Consider the following 17,867-nt stretch of genomic DNA (forward strand, 5'->3'; position numbering starts at 1 on the left):
GTCGGTGCTGGACTGTAGCGACGGGCGGCCGTGGGGTGGCGGGTCAGTGGTGGTCGCGGTGGTGTTGGGTGTGGCGTAGGACGGCGTCGGTGCTGGACTGTAGCGACGGGCGGCCGTGGGTTGGCGGGTCAGTGGTGGTCGCGGTGGTGTTGGGTGTGGCGTAGGACGGCGTCGGTGCTGGCGGTGACCTGGTCGATCTGGTCGGCCAGGGTGGGGTGGTGGTCGAGGTGTGGGCGGGCGGCGGCGAGGAGGGCGGGCAGGGCGGTGGCGTCGGGGTCGGCGAGGGCGTGGTGGAGGCGGTGGAGGTCCTCGGTCGCGGCGGCGGGCGCGTCCGCGAGGGCGGCCACCTGGGCCGCGAGGCGGCGCAGGTCGGCGGTGTTGTCCGCGGTCCAGCGGGCGACGGCGCGGACGCCGGCGCGGTGGTCGCGCTCGGCGCGGACGCGGTCCTCGCGGGTGTCGCCGCCGGTGGTGGACGCGGCCCGCAGGTAGCGGCGCTCGGCGGCCTGGCGGCTGGCGACGCCGAGCGCCGGGGCGAGGGCCTGCCAGCTCACGCCGGCGCGCCTGGCGGCGGCGATCAGCACCGGCTCCGCCTCGGCGAGCTGCTCCTGTGCCCGGCGCAGCAGCACGAGGGACTCCAGGATGGCGGCCGGGTCGACCGGGTCGGCGTCGCCGGTCGCGGCGCGTTCGGTCATCGCGGCGACGACGGCGACGGCCGCGGTCAGGGCGGTGTTCGCGCTGGTCGTCATACATGTCCTGCCTGATGTCGTAGGTTCGTTGACATTCGGCTTGTCATCGGAACGATGACATGCTACAACCAAGGTATCGCGCATTGACCAATCAGTCGAGACCCAGGAGGTGGCCCCAATGTTGATGCGCAGCGAACCCTTCACCGAGGTCAACCGGCTCGCCCAGCAGATCTTCGGCGCTCCCGCGACCGGCACGTGGTCCCGGCCGACGGCCATGCCGGCCGACGCGTATCGCAACGGCGACGAGTTCGTGATCGTGTTCGACCTGCCCGGCGTGGACAAGGACGCGATCGACATCGACATCGAGCGCAACGTGCTGACCGTCCGCGCGGAGCGGCGCCCCGTCGACCTCGGCGAGCACGCCCAGGCGACCCTGAGCGAGCGGCCGCTCGGCGTCTTCTCCCGGCAGATGTTCCTCGGCGACGCGCTGGACACGGACCGCATCGACGCGACGTACCACAACGGCGTCCTCGCGCTGCGGATCCCGATCGCGGAGAAGGCCAAGCCCCGCAAGATCTCGGTCGGCGGCCACACCGAGCACGAGCAGAAGGTCCTGAACGGCTGATCCCGGGCCCGCTCCCGGCGGCCGGTGGCACAGCGCCGAGCCACCGGCCGCCGTGGAGCGCCTCAAGCCCGGCGGGATCCCGGACGGGCGGCGTTGAGCGTCAGCGCGACGGTGAGCAGTGCCAGGCAGGCGATTGCGGCGTACAGACCCCAGCCAGGGCCTTGCGGGACCAGGCCGCCCTCGTCGAGGTAGAGGTGGTCGGGGTCCAGGCCTGGCGTCGTGAACGGGTCGCCCCGATGGATGTACGCGGTGGCGGACAGCTCCGGCGCGGTGTCCGGCTCCGGTAGCGGCGGCGGCTGGATGCCGCGCCACTGGCGCACGCACAGGACGATCGGTGCCAGGCTGGCCAGTGCGAGCATGCCGCTGACGCGGCCTGGCACCTCGCCGCGCGCCAGACGCCACCCGGTCCAGGTCACGGCGATGAGCAGTCCGATGGTGACGGCGACCGGCCACCAGCCCGAGGTCTCCCATGCGGTGACGGCGCCGATCCCGCCTTCGGCGAGCGCACCACCGTCGGCGATGTCCAGGGTCCACCACGGGGTGAGGCTGCTGACGAGGACCAGCGCCCCGGCCACGGGCACCGGCCAGACCCGCCAATGCTTCAGCCTCACGGCACCGCCCCCGATCCGGCACCGGGCCGATGCGACCGACCATACGCGCGCGGACGGCCACGCACGTGGGGATACGTCCGGAAGTCCTGGCGTACGTTGGGGGCGAGGGAGCGGTGGCCCGGTCTGCGGTTCGGCGCCGCGGTACCGGAGGCGATCGGCGCGCTCGGAGACGAGGCGCTGCTGGTACACCTGCTGCCGATGCTGCACGAGGACCGCCTCAGCGTGTCGGAGCGGCACGCCGTCATCACGGCCTTCGCGAACTTCGGCGAACGAGGGAGGGCACTGATCGGGGGCGAAGGGGGCGTGCGGCGGATCGAGGACGCCGACGACGCGTTCCTGCGCGGGCGGATCGAGACCATGCTGGGCGGGGCGTTCGACGCGTACGCCGGCGTCCTGCTGGTCGAGCCGTCGGCGCACGCCGCGTTCCAGCTCGCCTGGATCGACCGCGCGTACGGCGCACCCGTCACCGCGGCGCGCGTCGACTGGATCCGCGGGCTCGGCTTCGCCGGCGAGGACCTCCTGGCCGAGGTCGCGCGGCCGGTGGATCGGCCGCTCGAAGGGCTGCGCATCGAGTGGGACTGCGGCCAGCTCGGAAGGCACGACCCAGCCCGCGCGGCCCGCGCCGCGTCCGCGGGCCTGCCGTCGCTCGCCAACGGCTGGCTCCGCCACGAGACGTATGCCGAGGCCGCCCGCATCCATCTCGACGAGGTCCGGGCGGCCACCGATGCAGCTTCCTGACTACCTGCCCGGCCAGGACGCGCCGCTGGTCGACGCCTGCCCTGGCTGGAGGACGAGCTGTTCTGGCCCGCGTTCCTGGTCGCCGTCGGCCACGTGGGGACTGCTGCCCACCGATCCGGTGCACCTGCTCCTGGCACTGCCGGCGTTCGGCAAAGGCGAGAACGGCGGCGGCGACCCTGCCCCCGTGGCGGCCGCCCTGCGAGCCGTGGGCGCGACCACGGCGGTCGACGAGGTGGCCGCCGAGCTGCTCGCCCGTCGATCCTACGGGCGCTAAATTCGGGTCGTGGATTAAGGTTGCTTTAGATCTCTGTCGGGCATGGGGCGGAGGCGCCTACGATCACGGCGGTCGTGCACCGTCCGCGCTTGTGGGGAGTCATCCGTTGTCGTACGCGTCGAACCACGGCGTTCCCTGGCGGCTCGGCCGGAGCAAGGTGGTGATGGCGGCGGCGGGCCTGATCGTCGTGGCCGGCGCGGCCGCGGTCTACCTCGCCACGTCGCCCGGATCGGCGAAGCCCCACTCCGTTGCGGATTCGTCGCCGGTGCCGGCGGAATCCGGCGCTGTGATCGGTGCGGCGCCCGCGCCGTCGGGGTCCGCGTCGGCCGCCACGAGCGCGAGCGCCGCGGCGTCGAAGTCCGCCACCGCCAAGGCGCCCGCGACGGGGTGGATCCCGGTGGACGCGGCGGCGTGGAAGGCGCAGGTCGACGCGTACCAGGCGCTCAAGACCGACCCGGTGCCGGCGGGGGTGGGCAACCTGGCCGAGTTCCGGGCGGACTGCCAGTACAGCCACTCCCTCGCCGACGACCCGATCGTCTTCCCCGGGCTCCCCGGCTCGTCGCACATGCACTCGTTCGTCGGGAACAAGGCCGTCACCGCCGCCACGACGCCCGAGGACCTGACGAAGTTCACGGCCACGACGTGCAAGCCGGTCCAGGACCACTCCGCGTACTGGGTGCCGACGCTGTACGACGCCGCGACGAACAAACCCGTCGAGACCACCGGCTTCCGGGTCTACTACCGGTCGCTGATGAACACGTCGGCCGGTCAGCTACCGATGCCCAACGGGCTGCGGATGATCAGCGGCGACGCCACGAAGCGGCAGCCGACGCCGCGCGGGGCGCAGGGCCAGTTCTACTGCGCCTTCTACGGCCCCGGCGACCTCGACGGCGTCGCGCGCAGCACCAACGGCAACTGGCCCATCTGCGGCGGCGACGCCACGCTGCACTTCATGATGCAGTTCCCGGACTGCTGGGACGGCAAGCACCTGGACAGCCCGAACCACAAGGACCACGTCAAGCACGGCTCGGGCAACGCCTGCCCGGCCAGCCACCCGGTGAAGATCCCGGCGATCACCTTCGACATCCAGTACGGCGCGAAGGGCACCCAGCAGGGCTACTACCTGTCCTCGGACAAGGAGGGCAGGAGCGCCTCCTCGATGCACGGCGACGCGTTCGTGATGTGGGACGCCGCCACCATGAACAAGCGCACGAAGAACTGCATCCTGCAGCGCCGTACCTGCGACAACAACGGCTACCAGCAGTAGGACGGCGGCATCGGTTAGGCTCTCCTTACTTTGCCACAGGGGGGATTGGCCGTGCCGTTCGTGAACGTCGGTGCCGTGACGCTGAACTACGAGGAGTCCGGCAGCGGCGACGCCGTGGTGCTGGTCGCCGGCACCGCCGCGCGCGGCCGCACGTGGCGGCTGCATCAGGTGCCCGCGCTGGTCGCCGCCGGCTACCGGGCGATCACCTTCGACAACCGCGGCGTGTCGCCGAGCGACCCGGCGAAGACCGGGCTCACCGTCGACGACCTGGTCGCCGACACGGCCGGCCTGATCGAGCGGCTCGTCGGCGGGCCGTGCCGGCTGGTCGGCTCGTCGATGGGCGCGCACGTCGTGCAGGAGCTGCTGCTGGCCCGGCCCGACCTGGCCACCCAGGCGGTGCTGATGGCGAGCCGGGGCCGCCCCGACGCGATGTCACGGGCGCTCGCCGCCGCCGAGCGCGCCCTGTACGACGAGCGCGTCCGCCTCCCCGGCGTGTACGACGCGACGACGCGCGCGGTGCAGAACCTGTCGCCGAGCACGCTGCAGGACGAGCAGGCGGTGCAGGACTGGCTCGACCTGTTCGAGATGTCCCCGGCAGACGTGACCGACGCCGGCCTGCGCCCGCAGCTCGACGTCGAGCTCGACACGGACCGGCTCGGCGCGTACCGGCGGATCGGCACCCCGACGCTGGTGCTGTCGTTCGCGGACGACGTGATGGCGCCGGCGGCCCGCGGCCGTGAGCTGGCCGGCGCGATCCCCGGCGCCCAGTACGCCGAGATCCCCGCCGCCGGCCACTACGGCTACCTGGAGCAGCCCGACGCCGTCAACGACGCGATGCTGACGTTCTTCAAGGGCTGAGCAAGGCTGATCAGCGCACGACCAGCTGTACCAGCAGCAGGTGGCCGGAGTGCGTCTCGACCTCGAACATGCCGGTCGTGTCGGCGCGGAACTCCAGCGTCGCCGGCCGGCCCGCTTCGAGGACGGCCTTGCGGTCGTAGCCGTGGACGTGCAGCTCGTCGGGCACGTCGGAGGTGACGGTGAGCCGGATCGTGCTGCCCTTGCCCACCTCGACCCGGCCGACGGGCGGCTCGACCCGGCCGCCGGTGATCGAGACCGTGATCGACCGGTCCTGTGGTGGTGTTTCGCCGGTACCGCCGCGGAACAGCACCCAGGCGACGACGCCCGCGGCGATCAGGATGGCGACGGCGACGAGCCGGAAGACGGCGTCGCGCGACCGGGTGGGCGCGACCTCGGTGGTGGTGGGCACGGCGGGTTCCTCACGGGAGCAGGGCAGGGCATGGCCCGGTGCGCCGCACACCGGTAGCCCGCCCCGGCCGCCGAGCCGGAGATGCGGACGGGCGTAAGCCTAACGGCCCGCCCGCGTCCGGGCGAGGGTCACCTGGTGCGGCGTCGCCGCTGCCAGACCGCGATGCCGGCGGCGACCACCGCGGCCGCGCCCAGCGCCGCCCACAGCAGCCCGGCGATGCCGCCGCCGTCCTCGTTCTTGGCCGCCGGCTCGGCGGCGGCCGTCGACGGGGGCTCGCTGGAAGGGGCGGCGGACGGCGAAGGCGAGGGCGACGGCGCCGCGCTCGTCGGGGCCGGCGCGGCGTTGGTGAACGTGAACCTGCCCTCCAGCGGGTGCCCGTCGCCGGCGGCCGTGCGCCACACGACCGTCACCGGACCCGGCGGCAGCGGCCGGACCGCCTGCGTGAGGGTCTTGTTCACCGATCTGGGGGTGCCCTCGCCGTACGAGACGCCGTCGGCACCGGTCACCTCGACGGTGCTCGCCTGCTGTTTCACCATCTCCGTGAACGTCAGCGTCACCGCGGCGATCGGCGTGCTGACCGTGGCGCCCGCGGCCGGGTCGCTCTTGGTGAGCGTCGTGTGTGCCCACGCCGGGGCCGGCGGCAGCAGGATGAGGAGCGTCGCCGCGGCGGCGGCCAGGGTCGCGCGGAGCGTCGCGTGCAGTCGCATGCGCCAATCCTGGCATGGGGCGCGGCGCGGACCTGGAAGCCGGTGGTCACAGCGGGCCGCATCCACTGTGACCACCGGCGCTCATGGGGTGCTACCTGCGGAAGACGAACCAGTCGACGTTGACGAAGTCGGCCGGCTGCCCGCTGCTGAAGCGCAGGAACACCGTGTGCCGGCCGGTGACCTGCGACGTCAGGTTGCCCGGGATCTCGCGGAAGCTGCTCCAGCCGCCGGTGTCGGCGACGGCGAAGCTCGCGACCGGCGCGTTGCCGACGTTGTCGAGGCGGACCTCGACGGTGCCGCTGACGCCGCCGGCGGCGCCGGAGGAGACGCGGGCGAGGAAGTCCTTCGGCGAGGTGGTGCCGAAGTCCACGTTGTCGTAGCGGGCCCAGTCACCGTTGGCGAGGTACCCGATCTGGTCGCTGCCGGGCACGACGCCGGACTGCGCGTTGTAGGACTCGGCCTGGATGGTGCTGTAGGCGCTGCGGCCGCCGCCGGTCTGGGTCGCGCGAACACCTCACCGTCCTCGCCAAGGCCGTCGACCTGGCCGGCGCGGCGGCCGCCGGGCGCCCCCCGGACCACGCCGGCGCGACCGCCGCGCTGCTCGCGCTCTACGCCCTGCAGGCCCAGCCGGAAGGCCTGCGGATCGTGGCCCGCGCCGTCCAGGAGTACGTCCAGCAGGTGCCCGCCGCCGACGTCGCCACGGCCCGGCGCCTCGACGGCTGCGTCCAGGAGCTGATCCTCGCCGTCGTGCGGGTCCGGCAGGTCGCCAACTTCGGCGACCGGTGGCGGCTGCGCTCCACGGTCGGCGCCCACTACGACCTCTCGATGGCGCTGCTCTACAACCGCCGATCCGACCCGCGGGACCTCGGCTGGCTGTCCGTCACCCCGGCGACCGCCGGCTCCCTCGGGCTCTGGGCCGCGGCAGGGCGGCTCGACGTCACGGACGGCTGGCGCCGCCACCCCGGCCCGGCGATCGGCGGCGGCACCTTCGAGGTGCGCGCGTTCCCGCCGGCCGGGCTGATCGACGCGGCCGGTCCAGGCGAGACGGTCTTCGTCGTGCCGGCGAAGGTCAACGCCAGCGACCGGGGTCTGCTCGCGGTCACCGGCGTCGTCGAGAGCCAGGTCGAGGACGGCCGCCGGCCAGCTCGTGCGGATCGGCGTCAGCATCGGCTGCACCCCGTGCGGTGACCGCGCCACCGCCGACGAGATCCTCTCCGCCGCCGACACCGCCATGTACCAGGCGAAGACCGCCGCCCGCTGAGGCGTTGCATCGCCGCCGACGCCTCGACAGGTGCCGTGCCTGTGCGACGGTGTCCGCGCTGTCAAGAAATTTCGGATGGCCTCAGGAAGATGCCGCTTTCACGGTACGTGTCGCGAATCCGGCGTAGCGTCGACGCGGGCTGCTCATCCTCCCTTTCGTCGCCGCCGTGAAGACACCGCACGTAGGATCGCGCCGCCGGCATGATCTCCATTTCGAAGACTCGGAGCAGATGTTCTTCGTCATGCTCACGAGGAGCCCTGATGGAATCAAATGCGACCTGGAGCGCGCGAATGGTAGCGTCCCCGACGCGAACCGCCTCGATCTGCATTCCGGCGTCAGGATGCCCTCGGGCGATTCTCTGCAACCGCCGTCGAAGCTCTGTCATCCACCGCGCCTGAAGGCCTGCCCATTCGCTGTTGAGATCAGACGGCGTGCCATCCGCGGACAGCACGGGAAGGCCAAGCGCCAACACGCCGGCATCCAATGTCAGGGTTGCGACATCGACGATCACATTGACCGCCTCGTCATGCCACTGCCTACGGTCTGCCCGTCGTTCTTCCGCAGCCTTGGTGATGGTCTGGACCTGCAACAGCACCAACCCTCCCGCGAGAGTAAGCAGCGAAGTAAGCGCCGCGGCGGCAACCGCTCCCCAAGTCATGGCCCAACTGTCGCACCGACGCACCACTCGGCGAGCGTCAATCACTCCGGGGGCGCCGTCGGCCCACGCACCGCGGCCCGCCCTGGCAGAACGTGACCGCGGCGGTTCGCCTCCGGGATACTTCAGGCGAACGTGAACAGGATCTTTCCGTGGCGTCCCGGTGCCATCGCGTGTTCGATCGCCTCGTGGTACTCGTCCAGGCGGTAGGTCGCGTCGACCGGGACGGTCAGGTCGCCGTCGGCGACGAGGTCGTTGAGTGCCCGGTAGGTCTGCTCGATCTCGGTGCGTGGAGCGTGGCGCAGCCAGTTGAGCAGCCAGAACCCGGTGTGCGTCACCTCGTTGAAGATGAGGTCGTGGGCGCGGACGGCGGGCGGCGCGTCGGTCGCGAAGGCGTAGCTGACGATCGCACCCCCGAACCTCAGCGCCGCGGCGAGGTCGGCGACCGTTCGTCCGGCCGTGGCGTCCAGGGCGAGCCCGAGCTCCGCGCCGTCCAGCGCGTCCGCGATCTGCGCGGGCAGATCGTCTCCGGCGACGATCACCCGGTCGCCGCCGGCGTCACGCACCGTTTCGGCGGCGGCCTCGCGTCGCACGACGTTGAGCGTCTTGAAGCCCCGCAGCCGGGCGAGGGCGATGACGCACAGCCCGACAGCGGAGTTGGCGGCGTTGAGGCCGACCCAGTCGCCGGGAGCCAGCGTGGCGAACTTGTGCAGCAGCAGGTACGCGGTCGCCGGGTTGATCGGCAGCATGGCGAGTTGCAGCGGGTCGCCGTCCTCCCGGATCGGCACGACGTTGCGGTACCCCGTGGTCACCTGGTCCGCCCAGGTGCCCTGCTCGTAGTTGGGCAGAATGACCACCTTCCGCCCGACCAGGTGCTGGCCCGCACCCCCGCCGGCGTCGATCACCCGACCCACTCCCTCGCCGCCGAGCGGGCTCGGCAGCGACGGCCGCATCCCATAGTCACCCCGGACGAGCAGCAGGTCGGACGGATTGACCGGTGCGGCCTCCATCTCGACCAGGACGTCGTCGGTCCCCAGCGCCGGGTGGGCCGTGCGCTCCAGCGACACGGACCGGCGCGGATCGCCGTACGACGTGACAAGCAACTGCGACATGAGCCCTCCAGGCCGGCTGCGCACTACCTCAGCGGTATGCCCCACCCACACCACGGCATGCCGCTGAAGCGGGTGATCCGGCGCCGGTCGCTCCTGCCATGAGTTGCCGACTCATCGCAGGACGTTCGGTCAGCGGCAATCAGCCGCCTCGCGGCCCAGGTGGCCGCCCTCGCTTCACCCGCCGCGCCTCCAACACCTTCCGCCACAGCTATCGTGACGCGATGGACGAGGCTCAGTTCTCCATCGACGGCGGCGACCCGCTCCGCGACGGGATGCGCCTGTCCGTCCGCCTCCGCTACGACTTCACCGTGACCGACGCCGCCCGCCTCCTTGCCGCCGCCCGCCGGCTCCACCTCGACCTGCACCCAGAGGCGACACCCGAGGACGCGGCCGCCGTCGTCACCTGCGCCGCCGACGCCATCTTCACCGTCCTGGAGCACGCCGGCGTCGGTGAGCCCCTCGAAGCCCGCCTCGCCGGCTTTACCACCGACGGCCTGGAAGCCGGCGGCTTCCGCGCCCAGGCCGTCATCGACGAACCGGACCCCTTGCCGGCCGGCTGGGACTGCTTCCGCACCGGCGACGTCTTCGCCCTCCCACCCTCCTCGACCGCCTGACCATGTTCCGCTTCGGTATTCAGTGGTTCGCCGGCGAGCCGGTGCGCTGACCACCAGTGCATCGTCCATGGCGTGAGGGGGCGGCCGGGCGCCCCGTCGGCGGGTGGCTAGGGCAAGATTTTACATATCCGGGTGTCCGGTTCGTGCACTACAGTGACTTCTGTTCATAGAGTGCCATCTTTGTAGATGGAAGTCTTTACTTTTGCTCGCCCCGTACATAAGTTGGCAGCGAATCGACAGAAGTCGATTGATGTCTCGTGACGGGGGATGCCGGGTGGTGATCGACCCTGCCCGGCGCACGGCCCCCTCGCGAGAGAGCGGAGGGGGATGGATGTTCCGTCGACGTACGTCGCGCAGATCGATGCTGGTGGGGGGTGCTCTGGCGGCATCGGCGGCCGGGTTCGGCACCGCGCTGACGCCCGCGCTCGCCCGGTCCCCGCAGCAGCAGGGCTTACCCGCGATGGCCGTGGGGGCGACCCGCAAGGTGACGATCTACGCCGAGGCGCTGCCGGGCAACCTGTACGGCTACGGGCTCGCCCCCGGACAGGCCACCGTCCCGGGGCCGACGCTGGAGATGTACGAGGGCGACACGCTCGAGGTCACCCTGGTCAACACGACGAACCAGCGGCTGTCGATCCACCCGCACGGCGTCGACTACAGCACCGAGTCCGACGGCAGCCCGCTGCACGCCTCGTTCAACAACCCCGGCGAGACCAGGACCTACACCTGGCGCTCGCACGAGATGACGGCCGCGGCGGGGCGGCGGTTCATGCCCGGCAGCGCCGGCTACTGGCACTACCACGACCACGCGATGGGCACCGACCACGGCACCGGCGGCGTGGCGCGCGGGCTGTACGGCGCGCTGACCGTCCGCCGCCGCGGCGACATCCTGCCCGACAAGCAGTTCACCGTCGTGTTCAACGACATGCAGATCAACAACAAGGTGGCGCCGGACACGCCGATGTTCGAGGCGAACCTCGGGCAGCGGGTCGAGTGGACCGCCATCGGCCACGGCAGCCTCTTCCACACGTTCCACCTGCACGCCCACCGGTGGGCGGACAACCGGACCGGGATGCTCGAGGGCCCCGCCGACCCGAGCCTCGTCATCGACAACAAGGACCTCAACCCGGGCAGCTCGTTCGGGTTCCAGGTGCTCGCCGGGGAGGGCGTCGGGCCGGGCGCGTGGATGTACCACTGCCACGTCCAGGCCCACTCCGACACCGGCATGGCCGGCCTGTTCCTGGTGCGCGACGCCGACGGCAGCATGCCGCCCGGCGCCCAGGAGGCCATCGACCGTTTCCACGGCCACGTGCACGACCCCGCCGCCGCAGCGGCAGCCCAGCCGCACGGCCACGTGCACGGCGGCTGACGACCCACCGACGAAGGAGCCCGATGAGGTTCACCCAATGGCGGCGCGCGGTCGCCGCCGCCGTCGCGCTGACCCTGCTGAACACCGCCCAACCGACCTTCGACGCCCAAGCGGAAGCCGCGCCGCCCGCCGAACAGCCGAAGGTCCTGCTGTTCCACGGCCCCGCCATCGAGCAGCTGGACCCGGTGGCCCGCGCCGCCGAAGAGATCACCGAGGTAGGAGCCGACAGCGGCATCGAGGTGACCGAGTCGGAGAACCCCGCCGTCTTCACCGCGGACAACCTCGCCAAGTACCGCGGCGTCGTCTTCCTCTCCGCCGCCGGCGCGGTGCTCAGCCGCGACCAGGAGACCGCGCTGCAGGCCTACGTCAAGGCCGGCAACGGATTCCTCGGCATCGGCGACGCCGCCAAGGCCCAGCCCGACTCGACCTGGTTCACCGGGCTCATCGGCACCCGCCCGGTCGGCGCGATCCCCAACGCGCTGCCCGTCAGCGCCGTGACCGCCAGTGCCGAGAACCCGCCGAACGAGACGAAGGAGAAGCTCACCGACGGCAACTCCGGCACCAAGTGGCTGACGTTCGCCACGACTGGCTGGGTGGCGTACCAGCTGAGCTCCCCGGAGGCCGTGAACGGCTACGCGCTCACGTCGGCCAACGACTTCCCCGGCCGTGACCCGAGGGACTGGACCCTGCAGGGCTCCACCGACGGGCAGACGTGGGTCGACCTGGACCGGCGGACGGGGCAGACGTTCGCCGAGCGGTTCCAGACCCGCCGGTTCGACATCGCCAACACCACCGTGTACCCGCGGTACCGGCTGAACATCACCGCCAACAGCGGCGAGCCGAGCATCCAGCTCGCCGACCTGCGCCTCTTCGCCGGTGCCGCCGAGCCGCCCGCGCCGCCGGTCGTGCAGGCGGGCGTGGTGGACGTCCTGGACCGGCAGCACCCGGCGACCGCGTCGCTGCCGCTGAAGGTGACCCGCTCCGACCGCTGGTACAACTGGGATCCGAACCCGGTCGGCACGGTGCACACCGTCGCGCAGGTCGAGGAGTGGAAGCACGTCGCCGGCTCCGGCGCCAACGGCCCGTTCCACCCGGTGTCGTGGTGCCGCGACTACGACGGCGGCCGGTCCTTCTACACCGGCATGGGCCACACCGAGGGCAGCTACGCCGAGCGGGACTTCCGCGCCCACCTCGGCGGCGCGCTGCGCTGGACCACCGGCGTCGAGCGCGGCGACTGCCAGGCGACGATCGCCGCCAACTACCGCGTCGAGCGGCTCACCGCCGCGAACCAGACCGGGCAGCTGGACCAGATCGGCGAGGCACACGGACTGACCGTCGCCCCGGACGGGTCGATCTTCTACGTCGGCAAGGCCGCCTGCCCGAGCGGGCCGGTCGTCGACTGGGCCAACCCCAATGTCGGTCTCGGCTGCGGCACCATCCACCGGTACGACCCGGCGGCGAAGACCGTGAAGCTGCTGACCACCCTGCCGGTCATGGGCAACCGCGGCAGCGGCTCGGAGCTGGTGAAGAACGAGGAGGGGCTGCTCGGTGTCGTCGCCGACCCCGGCTTCGCGCAGAACGGCTGGCTGTACGTGTACTGGATGCCGCACGCCTCCATCAACCGGGAGACCAGGATCGGGCAGCGGACGATCTCGCGGTTCACCTTCGACAAGTCGGCGCAGAGCATCGACCAGGCCACCCGCAAGGACCTCATCCAGTGGCCGGTGCAGATCCACAGCTGCTGCCACGCCGGCGGCGGGATGGCGTTCGACGAGGCCGGCAACCTGTACGTCGGCTCCGGTGACAGCAACTCCTCCGAGGGCTCCAGCGGCTACTCCGGCAACAACTGGACCGCCGAGTTCGCGGGCACGTCGTTCCAGGACGCGCGGCGCACCGCCGGCAACACCAACGACCTCAACGGCAAGATCCTGCGCATCCACCCGGAGCCCGGCGGCACGTACACGATCCCGTCCGGGAACCTGTTCCCGCCCGGCACCGACAAGACCCGCCCCGAGATCTACGTGATGGGCGTGCGCAACATCGCCCGGCTGCAGTGGGACCCGGTCCGGAACTGGCTCACCGCCGCGTGGGTCGGCCCGGACGCGGCGGCGCCGAGCCCGACGCTCGGCCCGGCCAAGTATGAGACGGCGACCGTCATCACCGAGGCGGGCAACCACGGCTGGCCGTACTGCATGGGCAACGGGCAGCCGTACCGCGACCGCAGCGACACCGACGCGACCGTCCTCACCGGCTGGTACGACTGCGCCCACCCGCGCAACACCTCGCCCCGCAACACGGGCCTGGTCGACCTGCCGCCGGTGAAGAACAACATGATCTGGTACTCGCCGGACGGCGGCGGCCCGGTCTTCCCCCTGCGCGCCGACGGCAGCGGCGTCCCGACGTACGTCGCGGCCGACGCCACCTACACGCAGCCCTACCTGCGCGGCGGCGGGCAGGCCGTCATGTCCGGCCCCAGCTACCACCGTGAGCTGGTGAACCAGAACAGCGGCGTCGCGTGGCCGGCGTACTGGGACGGCAAGTGGTTCATCGGCGACGAGTCCAACGCCAGCAACCGGATCGCGGTCACCGTCGACCCGGCCGGGGTGGCCGCGGCGGCGCCGCCGGTCTTCGCCGAGTCGCTGCGCGCCATCATCCCGTCCGGCAGCGGCGACAACCGGCTGCAGAGCTGGATGGACGCGAAGTTCGGCGCGGACGGCGCCCTGTACATGCTCGACTACGGCGGCGGCTTCTTCAGCCTGCACCCCAACCAGAAGCTGATCCGGGTGGCGTACCAGGGCGGCCCGGCGACCCCGGTGCCGGCGGCGACGGCGGTGGCGGTGCACAACAAGCCGCTCACCTACGCGTTCAACGGCTCCCGCTCCGGCGGCGTCTCGTGGCGCTGGGACTTCGGCGACGGCGGCACGTCCACCGAGGCGAACCCGCGGCACACGTATGCGAAGGTCGGCTCGTACACCGCGAAACTCACCGTCACGTATGCCGGCGGGGCGACGGTCGAGGTGCGCACCACCGTCGACGTGGACTGCGCCGTGCCGGACAGCGGCGCCACGGTCCGCCTCGGCGACACCGACACCGGCGTCGCCAACCGCACCGCCGGCGGGCACTGCACCGTCGACGACCTCATCGACGACGAGAGCACCTGGGCCGACCACGACGGCTTCGTGCGGCACGTCTCCGCGGTCGCCGACCGCCTGATGGCCGCCGGGGTGCTCAACGGGCGGGAGGCGGGGACGCTCACCCGCACCGCGGCCGCCGGACCGATCGGACGGACCGGCGACACCGGCTATGACGCGATCTTCGACGGCACCCCGGAGTCGCTGCGCGGATGGGTGCAGGCGCCGTCGGGGCAGTTCGTGCTCCAGGCCGACGGGACGCTGCGCACCGACGGCGGGCTCGGGATGCTCTGGTACGGCGCGAAGCAGTACGGGGACTTCTCGTTCAAGCTCCAGTTCCGGGACATGGCCCCGGGGACGGCCCGCGCCAACAGCGGCGTCTTCGCCCGGTTCCCCGACCCGCGGACGCCCCTGGAGCAGCGGCCGGCGGGCAGCTGCGGGACCGTCGGCTCGGCCCGCACGTCCCAGGCCTGGGTCGCCATCTACTGCGGGCACGAGATCCAGCTGTACGACGGCGACACCGGCGAACCGCAGAAGACCGGCTCCATCTACAACTTCGACCCGGTGCCGACGACCGGGGGCGCGACCGCGAAAGGTGTGTGGAACGAATATGAGGTCCGCGTCGTCGGGCAGCACTACACGATCGCGCGCAACGGCGTGGTGATCAACGAGTTCGACAACACGCCCGGCAAGCAGTCCTCCCGCGCCGGCGACCCGTCCACGGATCTGCGGCAGTTCACCAGCGGCTTCCTCGGCCTGCAGAACCACGGCACGACCGACATCATGGAGTTCCGCAACCTGCGGGTGAGGTCGCTGTGATCGCGCGTCGGGTGTTTCTGAGCGTGCTTCTGGCGCTGTTGCCGATGCTCGTGGTCGGACCTTCGCCCGCGCGTGCCGCCGACCAGGTCCTCACCTGGACGACCGACGGGGAGATCACCCGGTACAAGACGGCGCCCACCGAGGCCGTGGCCGGGTCGGCGACGATCGTGTTCGAGAACAGCGCGGCGACCGGCAACACCACCGGGATGCCGCACACGCTCACCTTCGACACCTCGACGGAGGGGTACAACCACGACGTCAGCGTCAACATCCTCGCCAACCCGTTCGACGCCGGCAACGGCCGGCACGAGGTCGCCGTCACGCTGACGCCCGGCCGGTACCGCTACTTCTGCTCCATCCCCGGGCACAGCCTGATGGTCGGCGAGCTCGTGGTCACCGGCGGCGGTGGTGGGGACACCACCCCGCCGACGGTCACCGCGACCGTCACCGGCACCTTCGCCAAGACCGTCACGGTCACCGCGACCGACAGCGGGTCAGGGGTGGCGTCGGTGGAGTACCAGCTCGACGACACGAGCTTCCAGCCCTACACCGCGCCGGTGGTGGTGACCGCGGTCGGCGACCACTCGGTGCAGTACCGCGCCACGGACGTCGCCGGCAACACGTCGGCGACCGGGTCGGTGTCGTTCAGCGTCACCGAACCCGGGCCGGTGGACACCACGCCGCCGACCGTGACCGCCGTGGTCGCCGGCGACGGCACCAGGTCCGCGACCGTGACGGTCACCGCCACCGACAGCGGATCCGGGGTCGCCACCGTGGAGACGCAGCTGGACGGCGGTGCCTGGGTGCCGTACACGGCGCCGGTGACCGTCACCGCCCCGGGCGCGCACATGCTGCACCACCGCGCCACCGACGTGGCCGGGAACCGCTCGCCGGAGGGCATGGTGATGTTCACCGTCACCGAGCCGCCGGTGGAGGACACCACGCCGCCGACCGCGACCGCGACGGTGACCGGGACCGGCCCGGCGACCGTCACGATCACCGCGACCGACAGCCAGTCGGGGGTCCGCTCGATCGAGTACGCCCTCGACGGCGGGGCCTGGACGGCGTACAGCGCTCCGGTCGTCGTCAGCGCCGCTGGTACGCACAGCGTCGCCTACCGGGCCACCGACCAGGCGTCGAACGTCTCGGCCCCGCAGACCGTGACGTTCACCGTCGTGCCGCCCGGCACCGACGCCTGCCCCAACTCCGACGACCGGCCGACCGTCGTCATCGGCGGGGTCGACTCCGGGGTCGCCAACGTCGACACCGGCGACGGCTGCACCGTCAACGACCTGATCGCCGAGCACGCGGGCTACCCGTCCCACGCCGCCTTCGTCCGGCACGTCGACGCCGTCACCGCGCCCCTGGTGACCAGCGGCGTGCTCACCCGCCGGAACCAGGGCGCGATCGTGCGCGCCGCCTCCCGTTCTTCCGTCTCATGAGGAGCCGTTCCATGCGTCGTTCTGTCACCACGGTCGCCGCCTTGTCGCTCGTCGCGGTGTTCGCCACCCCCGCGGCGCAGGCGAACGCGGGCCTGATCACGTACTGCGTCGGCACCGGCGGCGCCGTGACCGTGCCCAACGACCTCTACGTGCCGGCGGGGGAGTCCTGCTCCCTGGAGGGCACGACGATCACCGGCAACGTCCAGGTGGCGGCCGGCGCCAACCTGGTCGTCTCCGGCGGCACGATCAGCGGCGAGGTCCGGATCGCCGCCGACGGCTACCTGGACGCCACCGGCACCAGCATCGGCGGCCAGGTGGTGCTCGCCGCCGGCGGGTTCGGCGTGTATCTGCGCCAGGGCAGCAGCGGCACGGTGACGGTGCGCCCGAAGGGCACCGCCACCGTCGAGGGCTTCCTGTTCATGGAGGGCACGAAGGTCAACGGCAGCGTCAGCGTCAACGTCGGCGAGGCCCGCCTCGACCAGCTCACCGAGGTCACCGGCAACGTCAGCAGCAGCGGCGCGTACTACACCGACGTGCACGACTCGTTCGTCGACGGCACCCTGTCGGTGCTGAACAACTCCACCGGCAGTGTCGTGTGCGGCAGCGCCGTGAAGGGCAAGGCGACGTTCGCCGGCAACCTCGGCGGCGTCCAGCTCGGCCCGAACGGCACCCTCGACGGCTGCGCGTCCGGCGGGTACTGGGGCCGCGACGTCAGCATCACCAACACGATCGGCGGCGTGTCCCTCGAGGACAACATCATCAGCGGCCAGCTCCAGCTCGGCGGCAACACCCCGGCGGCCCGGGTCGGCGCCGACAACCGCATCCGCGGCGGGGTGACCGGCGAGCAGTCCCAGGCCGCGGCCCGCGCCTCGCTCGTCGCCGCCGACCGCGTGTCAGCGGGTGAGACCCGCGCGACGACCCGCCGCACCGGCGCCGTCGGCGAGGCGGTCGCATCGGGCCCCGCCGACCTCTGACGCACCACCGGGAAGGGCCGCGGGCATCGCGCCCGCGGCCCTTCAGCCGAAGGCGACGCTCGCCGCCGCCGGCACGTCGGTGACGGCGGCGGTGTAGCGGAACACACCTTCAGGCGGCGGCCGCGGATCGTCGCGCCGATCTGGATCGAGGCGGTGCCGCGGGCGCCGTCGACGTCGCCGTCGGTGAGCGACGCCCTGCTCAACGCCGCCCGCATGCGCGGCAGCTCGGGATCCGCCGGGTCCGCGACGGCGACGGCCCGCGCGGCGGTGCCGACCATGGCGGCCAGGTCGGCGGGGTCGCCGTGCTCCTGAAAC

Annotated in this window: 18 protein-coding genes and 1 pseudogene; 12 read left to right on the forward strand and 7 right to left on the reverse strand. The window is 72.1% G+C overall.

The features are described 5' to 3' along the window. Positions 1-128: 128 nt before the first annotated feature. The gene (locus AB0I21_RS35290) at positions 129-746 is read right to left on the reverse strand and encodes a hypothetical protein (protein ID WP_360567739.1); all 618 of its coding nucleotides are present in this window, start codon (positions 744-746) and stop codon (positions 129-131) included. Between the two features lie 118 nt (positions 747-864). On the opposite strand from AB0I21_RS35290, the gene AB0I21_RS35295 reads away from it, so the two are divergent. Next, positions 865-1,311, forward strand: coding sequence for an Hsp20/alpha crystallin family protein (locus AB0I21_RS35295; protein WP_360567741.1), 447 nt, complete (start codon positions 865-867; stop codon positions 1,309-1,311). A 62-nt stretch (positions 1,312-1,373) separates the two neighbouring features. Here AB0I21_RS35295 and AB0I21_RS35300 read toward each other — a convergent pair whose 3' ends face one another. Next, entirely contained in the window at positions 1,374-1,922 is a 549-nt protein-coding gene (locus AB0I21_RS35300) for a hypothetical protein (RefSeq protein ID WP_360567743.1), read from the reverse strand. A gap of 96 nt (positions 1,923-2,018) precedes the next feature. Between AB0I21_RS35300 and AB0I21_RS35305 the strand changes: the two genes are divergently transcribed. From AB0I21_RS35305 to AB0I21_RS35320, 4 genes are all read left to right on the forward strand, one after another. Beyond that, positions 2,019-2,660, forward strand: a complete 642-nt coding sequence (locus AB0I21_RS35305; protein WP_360567745.1) for a hypothetical protein — start codon at positions 2,019-2,021, stop codon at positions 2,658-2,660. Further along, positions 2,647-2,934 carry a hypothetical protein gene (locus tag AB0I21_RS35310; protein ID WP_360567746.1) on the forward strand — a complete coding sequence of 96 codons (288 nt, stop codon included), beginning with the start codon at positions 2,647-2,649 and terminating at the stop codon, positions 2,932-2,934. Before AB0I21_RS35305 ends, AB0I21_RS35310 begins: the two co-directional genes overlap by 14 nt. 106 nt (positions 2,935-3,040) lie before the next feature. Then, complete coding sequence (locus tag AB0I21_RS35315; RefSeq protein WP_360567748.1) at positions 3,041-4,201, forward strand: DUF1996 domain-containing protein; 1,161 nt, start codon at positions 3,041-3,043, stop codon at positions 4,199-4,201. A 51-nt stretch (positions 4,202-4,252) separates the two neighbouring features. Next, complete coding sequence (locus AB0I21_RS35320) at positions 4,253-5,059, forward strand: alpha/beta hydrolase (protein WP_360567750.1); 807 nt, start codon at positions 4,253-4,255, stop codon at positions 5,057-5,059. A gap of 10 nt (positions 5,060-5,069) precedes the next feature. On the opposite strand, the gene AB0I21_RS35325 is transcribed toward AB0I21_RS35320, so the two are convergent. The 3 genes and pseudogenes from AB0I21_RS35325 to AB0I21_RS35335 all read right to left on the reverse strand — a co-directional run. Next, the gene (locus AB0I21_RS35325; protein WP_360567752.1) at positions 5,070-5,468 is read right to left on the reverse strand and encodes a hypothetical protein; all 399 of its coding nucleotides are present in this window, start codon (positions 5,466-5,468) and stop codon (positions 5,070-5,072) included. Positions 5,469-5,596: 128 nt separating this feature from the next. Then, on the reverse strand, positions 5,597-6,175 hold the full coding sequence (locus AB0I21_RS35330) for a copper resistance CopC family protein (RefSeq protein WP_360567753.1): 579 nt from the start codon (positions 6,173-6,175) through the stop codon (positions 5,597-5,599). 91 nt (positions 6,176-6,266) lie between these two features. Continuing rightward, positions 6,267-6,668, reverse strand: a pseudogene (locus AB0I21_RS35335) (carbohydrate-binding protein); the annotation flags it as partial. A gap of 152 nt (positions 6,669-6,820) precedes the next feature. Here AB0I21_RS35335 and AB0I21_RS35340 point away from each other — a divergent pair. After that, positions 6,821-7,363: a hypothetical protein gene (locus AB0I21_RS35340; protein ID WP_360567755.1), complete on the forward strand. Its 543-nt coding sequence runs from the start codon at positions 6,821-6,823 to the stop codon at positions 7,361-7,363. Between the two features lie 134 nt (positions 7,364-7,497). Here the strand turns inward: AB0I21_RS35340 and AB0I21_RS35345 are convergent, their stop codons facing one another. Together AB0I21_RS35345 and AB0I21_RS35350 are read right to left on the reverse strand one after the other, a co-directional pair. Further along, positions 7,498-8,031, reverse strand: a complete 534-nt coding sequence (locus tag AB0I21_RS35345) for a hypothetical protein (RefSeq protein WP_360567757.1) — start codon at positions 8,029-8,031, stop codon at positions 7,498-7,500. Between the two features lie 185 nt (positions 8,032-8,216). Continuing rightward, a complete protein-coding gene (locus tag AB0I21_RS35350; RefSeq protein ID WP_360567758.1) occupies positions 8,217-9,203 on the reverse strand; it encodes a zinc-dependent alcohol dehydrogenase family protein in 987 nt (328 codons plus the stop codon). 221 nt (positions 9,204-9,424) lie between these two features. Here AB0I21_RS35350 and AB0I21_RS35355 point away from each other — a divergent pair, with 221 nt between their 5' ends. The 6 genes from AB0I21_RS35355 to AB0I21_RS35380 all read left to right on the forward strand — a co-directional run bounded on the left by AB0I21_RS35355 (position 9,425) and on the right by AB0I21_RS35380 (position 17,864). Continuing rightward, positions 9,425-9,817: a hypothetical protein gene (locus AB0I21_RS35355; protein WP_360567760.1), complete on the forward strand. Its 393-nt coding sequence runs from the start codon at positions 9,425-9,427 to the stop codon at positions 9,815-9,817. A 361-nt stretch (positions 9,818-10,178) separates the two neighbouring features. Further along, positions 10,179-11,186, forward strand: coding sequence for a multicopper oxidase domain-containing protein (locus tag AB0I21_RS35360; protein ID WP_360567762.1), 1,008 nt, complete (start codon positions 10,179-10,181; stop codon positions 11,184-11,186). Positions 11,187-11,209: 23 nt separating this feature from the next. Next, positions 11,210-15,136, forward strand: coding sequence for a ThuA domain-containing protein (locus tag AB0I21_RS35365; protein WP_360567763.1), 3,927 nt, complete (start codon positions 11,210-11,212; stop codon positions 15,134-15,136). Between the two features lie 23 nt (positions 15,137-15,159). Further along, the gene (locus tag AB0I21_RS35370) at positions 15,160-16,578 is read left to right on the forward strand and encodes a plastocyanin/azurin family copper-binding protein (protein WP_360567765.1); all 1,419 of its coding nucleotides are present in this window, start codon (positions 15,160-15,162) and stop codon (positions 16,576-16,578) included. A gap of 11 nt (positions 16,579-16,589) precedes the next feature. Further along, positions 16,590-17,552 carry a hypothetical protein gene (locus AB0I21_RS35375; protein WP_360567767.1) on the forward strand — a complete coding sequence of 321 codons (963 nt, stop codon included), beginning with the start codon at positions 16,590-16,592 and terminating at the stop codon, positions 17,550-17,552. 183 nt (positions 17,553-17,735) lie between these two features. Beyond that, positions 17,736-17,864 carry a hypothetical protein gene (locus AB0I21_RS35380; protein WP_360567769.1) on the forward strand — a complete coding sequence of 43 codons (129 nt, stop codon included), beginning with the start codon at positions 17,736-17,738 and terminating at the stop codon, positions 17,862-17,864. The last annotated feature ends 3 nt before the right edge of the window (positions 17,865-17,867 follow it).

Source organism: Dactylosporangium sp. NPDC050588, from assembly GCF_040654975.1.
In the GTDB taxonomy this organism is placed as follows: Bacteria; Actinomycetota; Actinomycetes; order Mycobacteriales; family Micromonosporaceae; genus Dactylosporangium; species Dactylosporangium maewongense.

Coding starts and splice junctions, on each gene's coding strand:
- AB0I21_RS35365 (WP_360567763.1), top strand. CDS start 11,210: ATGAGGTTCACCCAATGGCGGCGCGCGGTCGCCGCCGCCGTCGCGCTG.
- AB0I21_RS35355 (WP_360567760.1), top strand. CDS start 9,425: ATGGACGAGGCTCAGTTCTCCATCGACGGCGGCGACCCGCTCCGCGAC.
- AB0I21_RS35360 (WP_360567762.1), top strand. CDS start 10,179: ATGCTGGTGGGGGGTGCTCTGGCGGCATCGGCGGCCGGGTTCGGCACC.
- AB0I21_RS35295 (WP_360567741.1), top strand. CDS start 865: ATGTTGATGCGCAGCGAACCCTTCACCGAGGTCAACCGGCTCGCCCAG.
- AB0I21_RS35290 (WP_360567739.1), bottom strand. CDS start 746: ATGACGACCAGCGCGAACACCGCCCTGACCGCGGCCGTCGCCGTCGTC.
- AB0I21_RS35330 (WP_360567753.1), bottom strand. CDS start 6,175: ATGCGACTGCACGCGACGCTCCGCGCGACCCTGGCCGCCGCCGCGGCG.
- AB0I21_RS35310 (WP_360567746.1), top strand. CDS start 2,647: ATGCAGCTTCCTGACTACCTGCCCGGCCAGGACGCGCCGCTGGTCGAC.
- AB0I21_RS35375 (WP_360567767.1), top strand. CDS start 16,590: ATGCGTCGTTCTGTCACCACGGTCGCCGCCTTGTCGCTCGTCGCGGTG.
- AB0I21_RS35350 (WP_360567758.1), bottom strand. CDS start 9,203: ATGTCGCAGTTGCTTGTCACGTCGTACGGCGATCCGCGCCGGTCCGTG.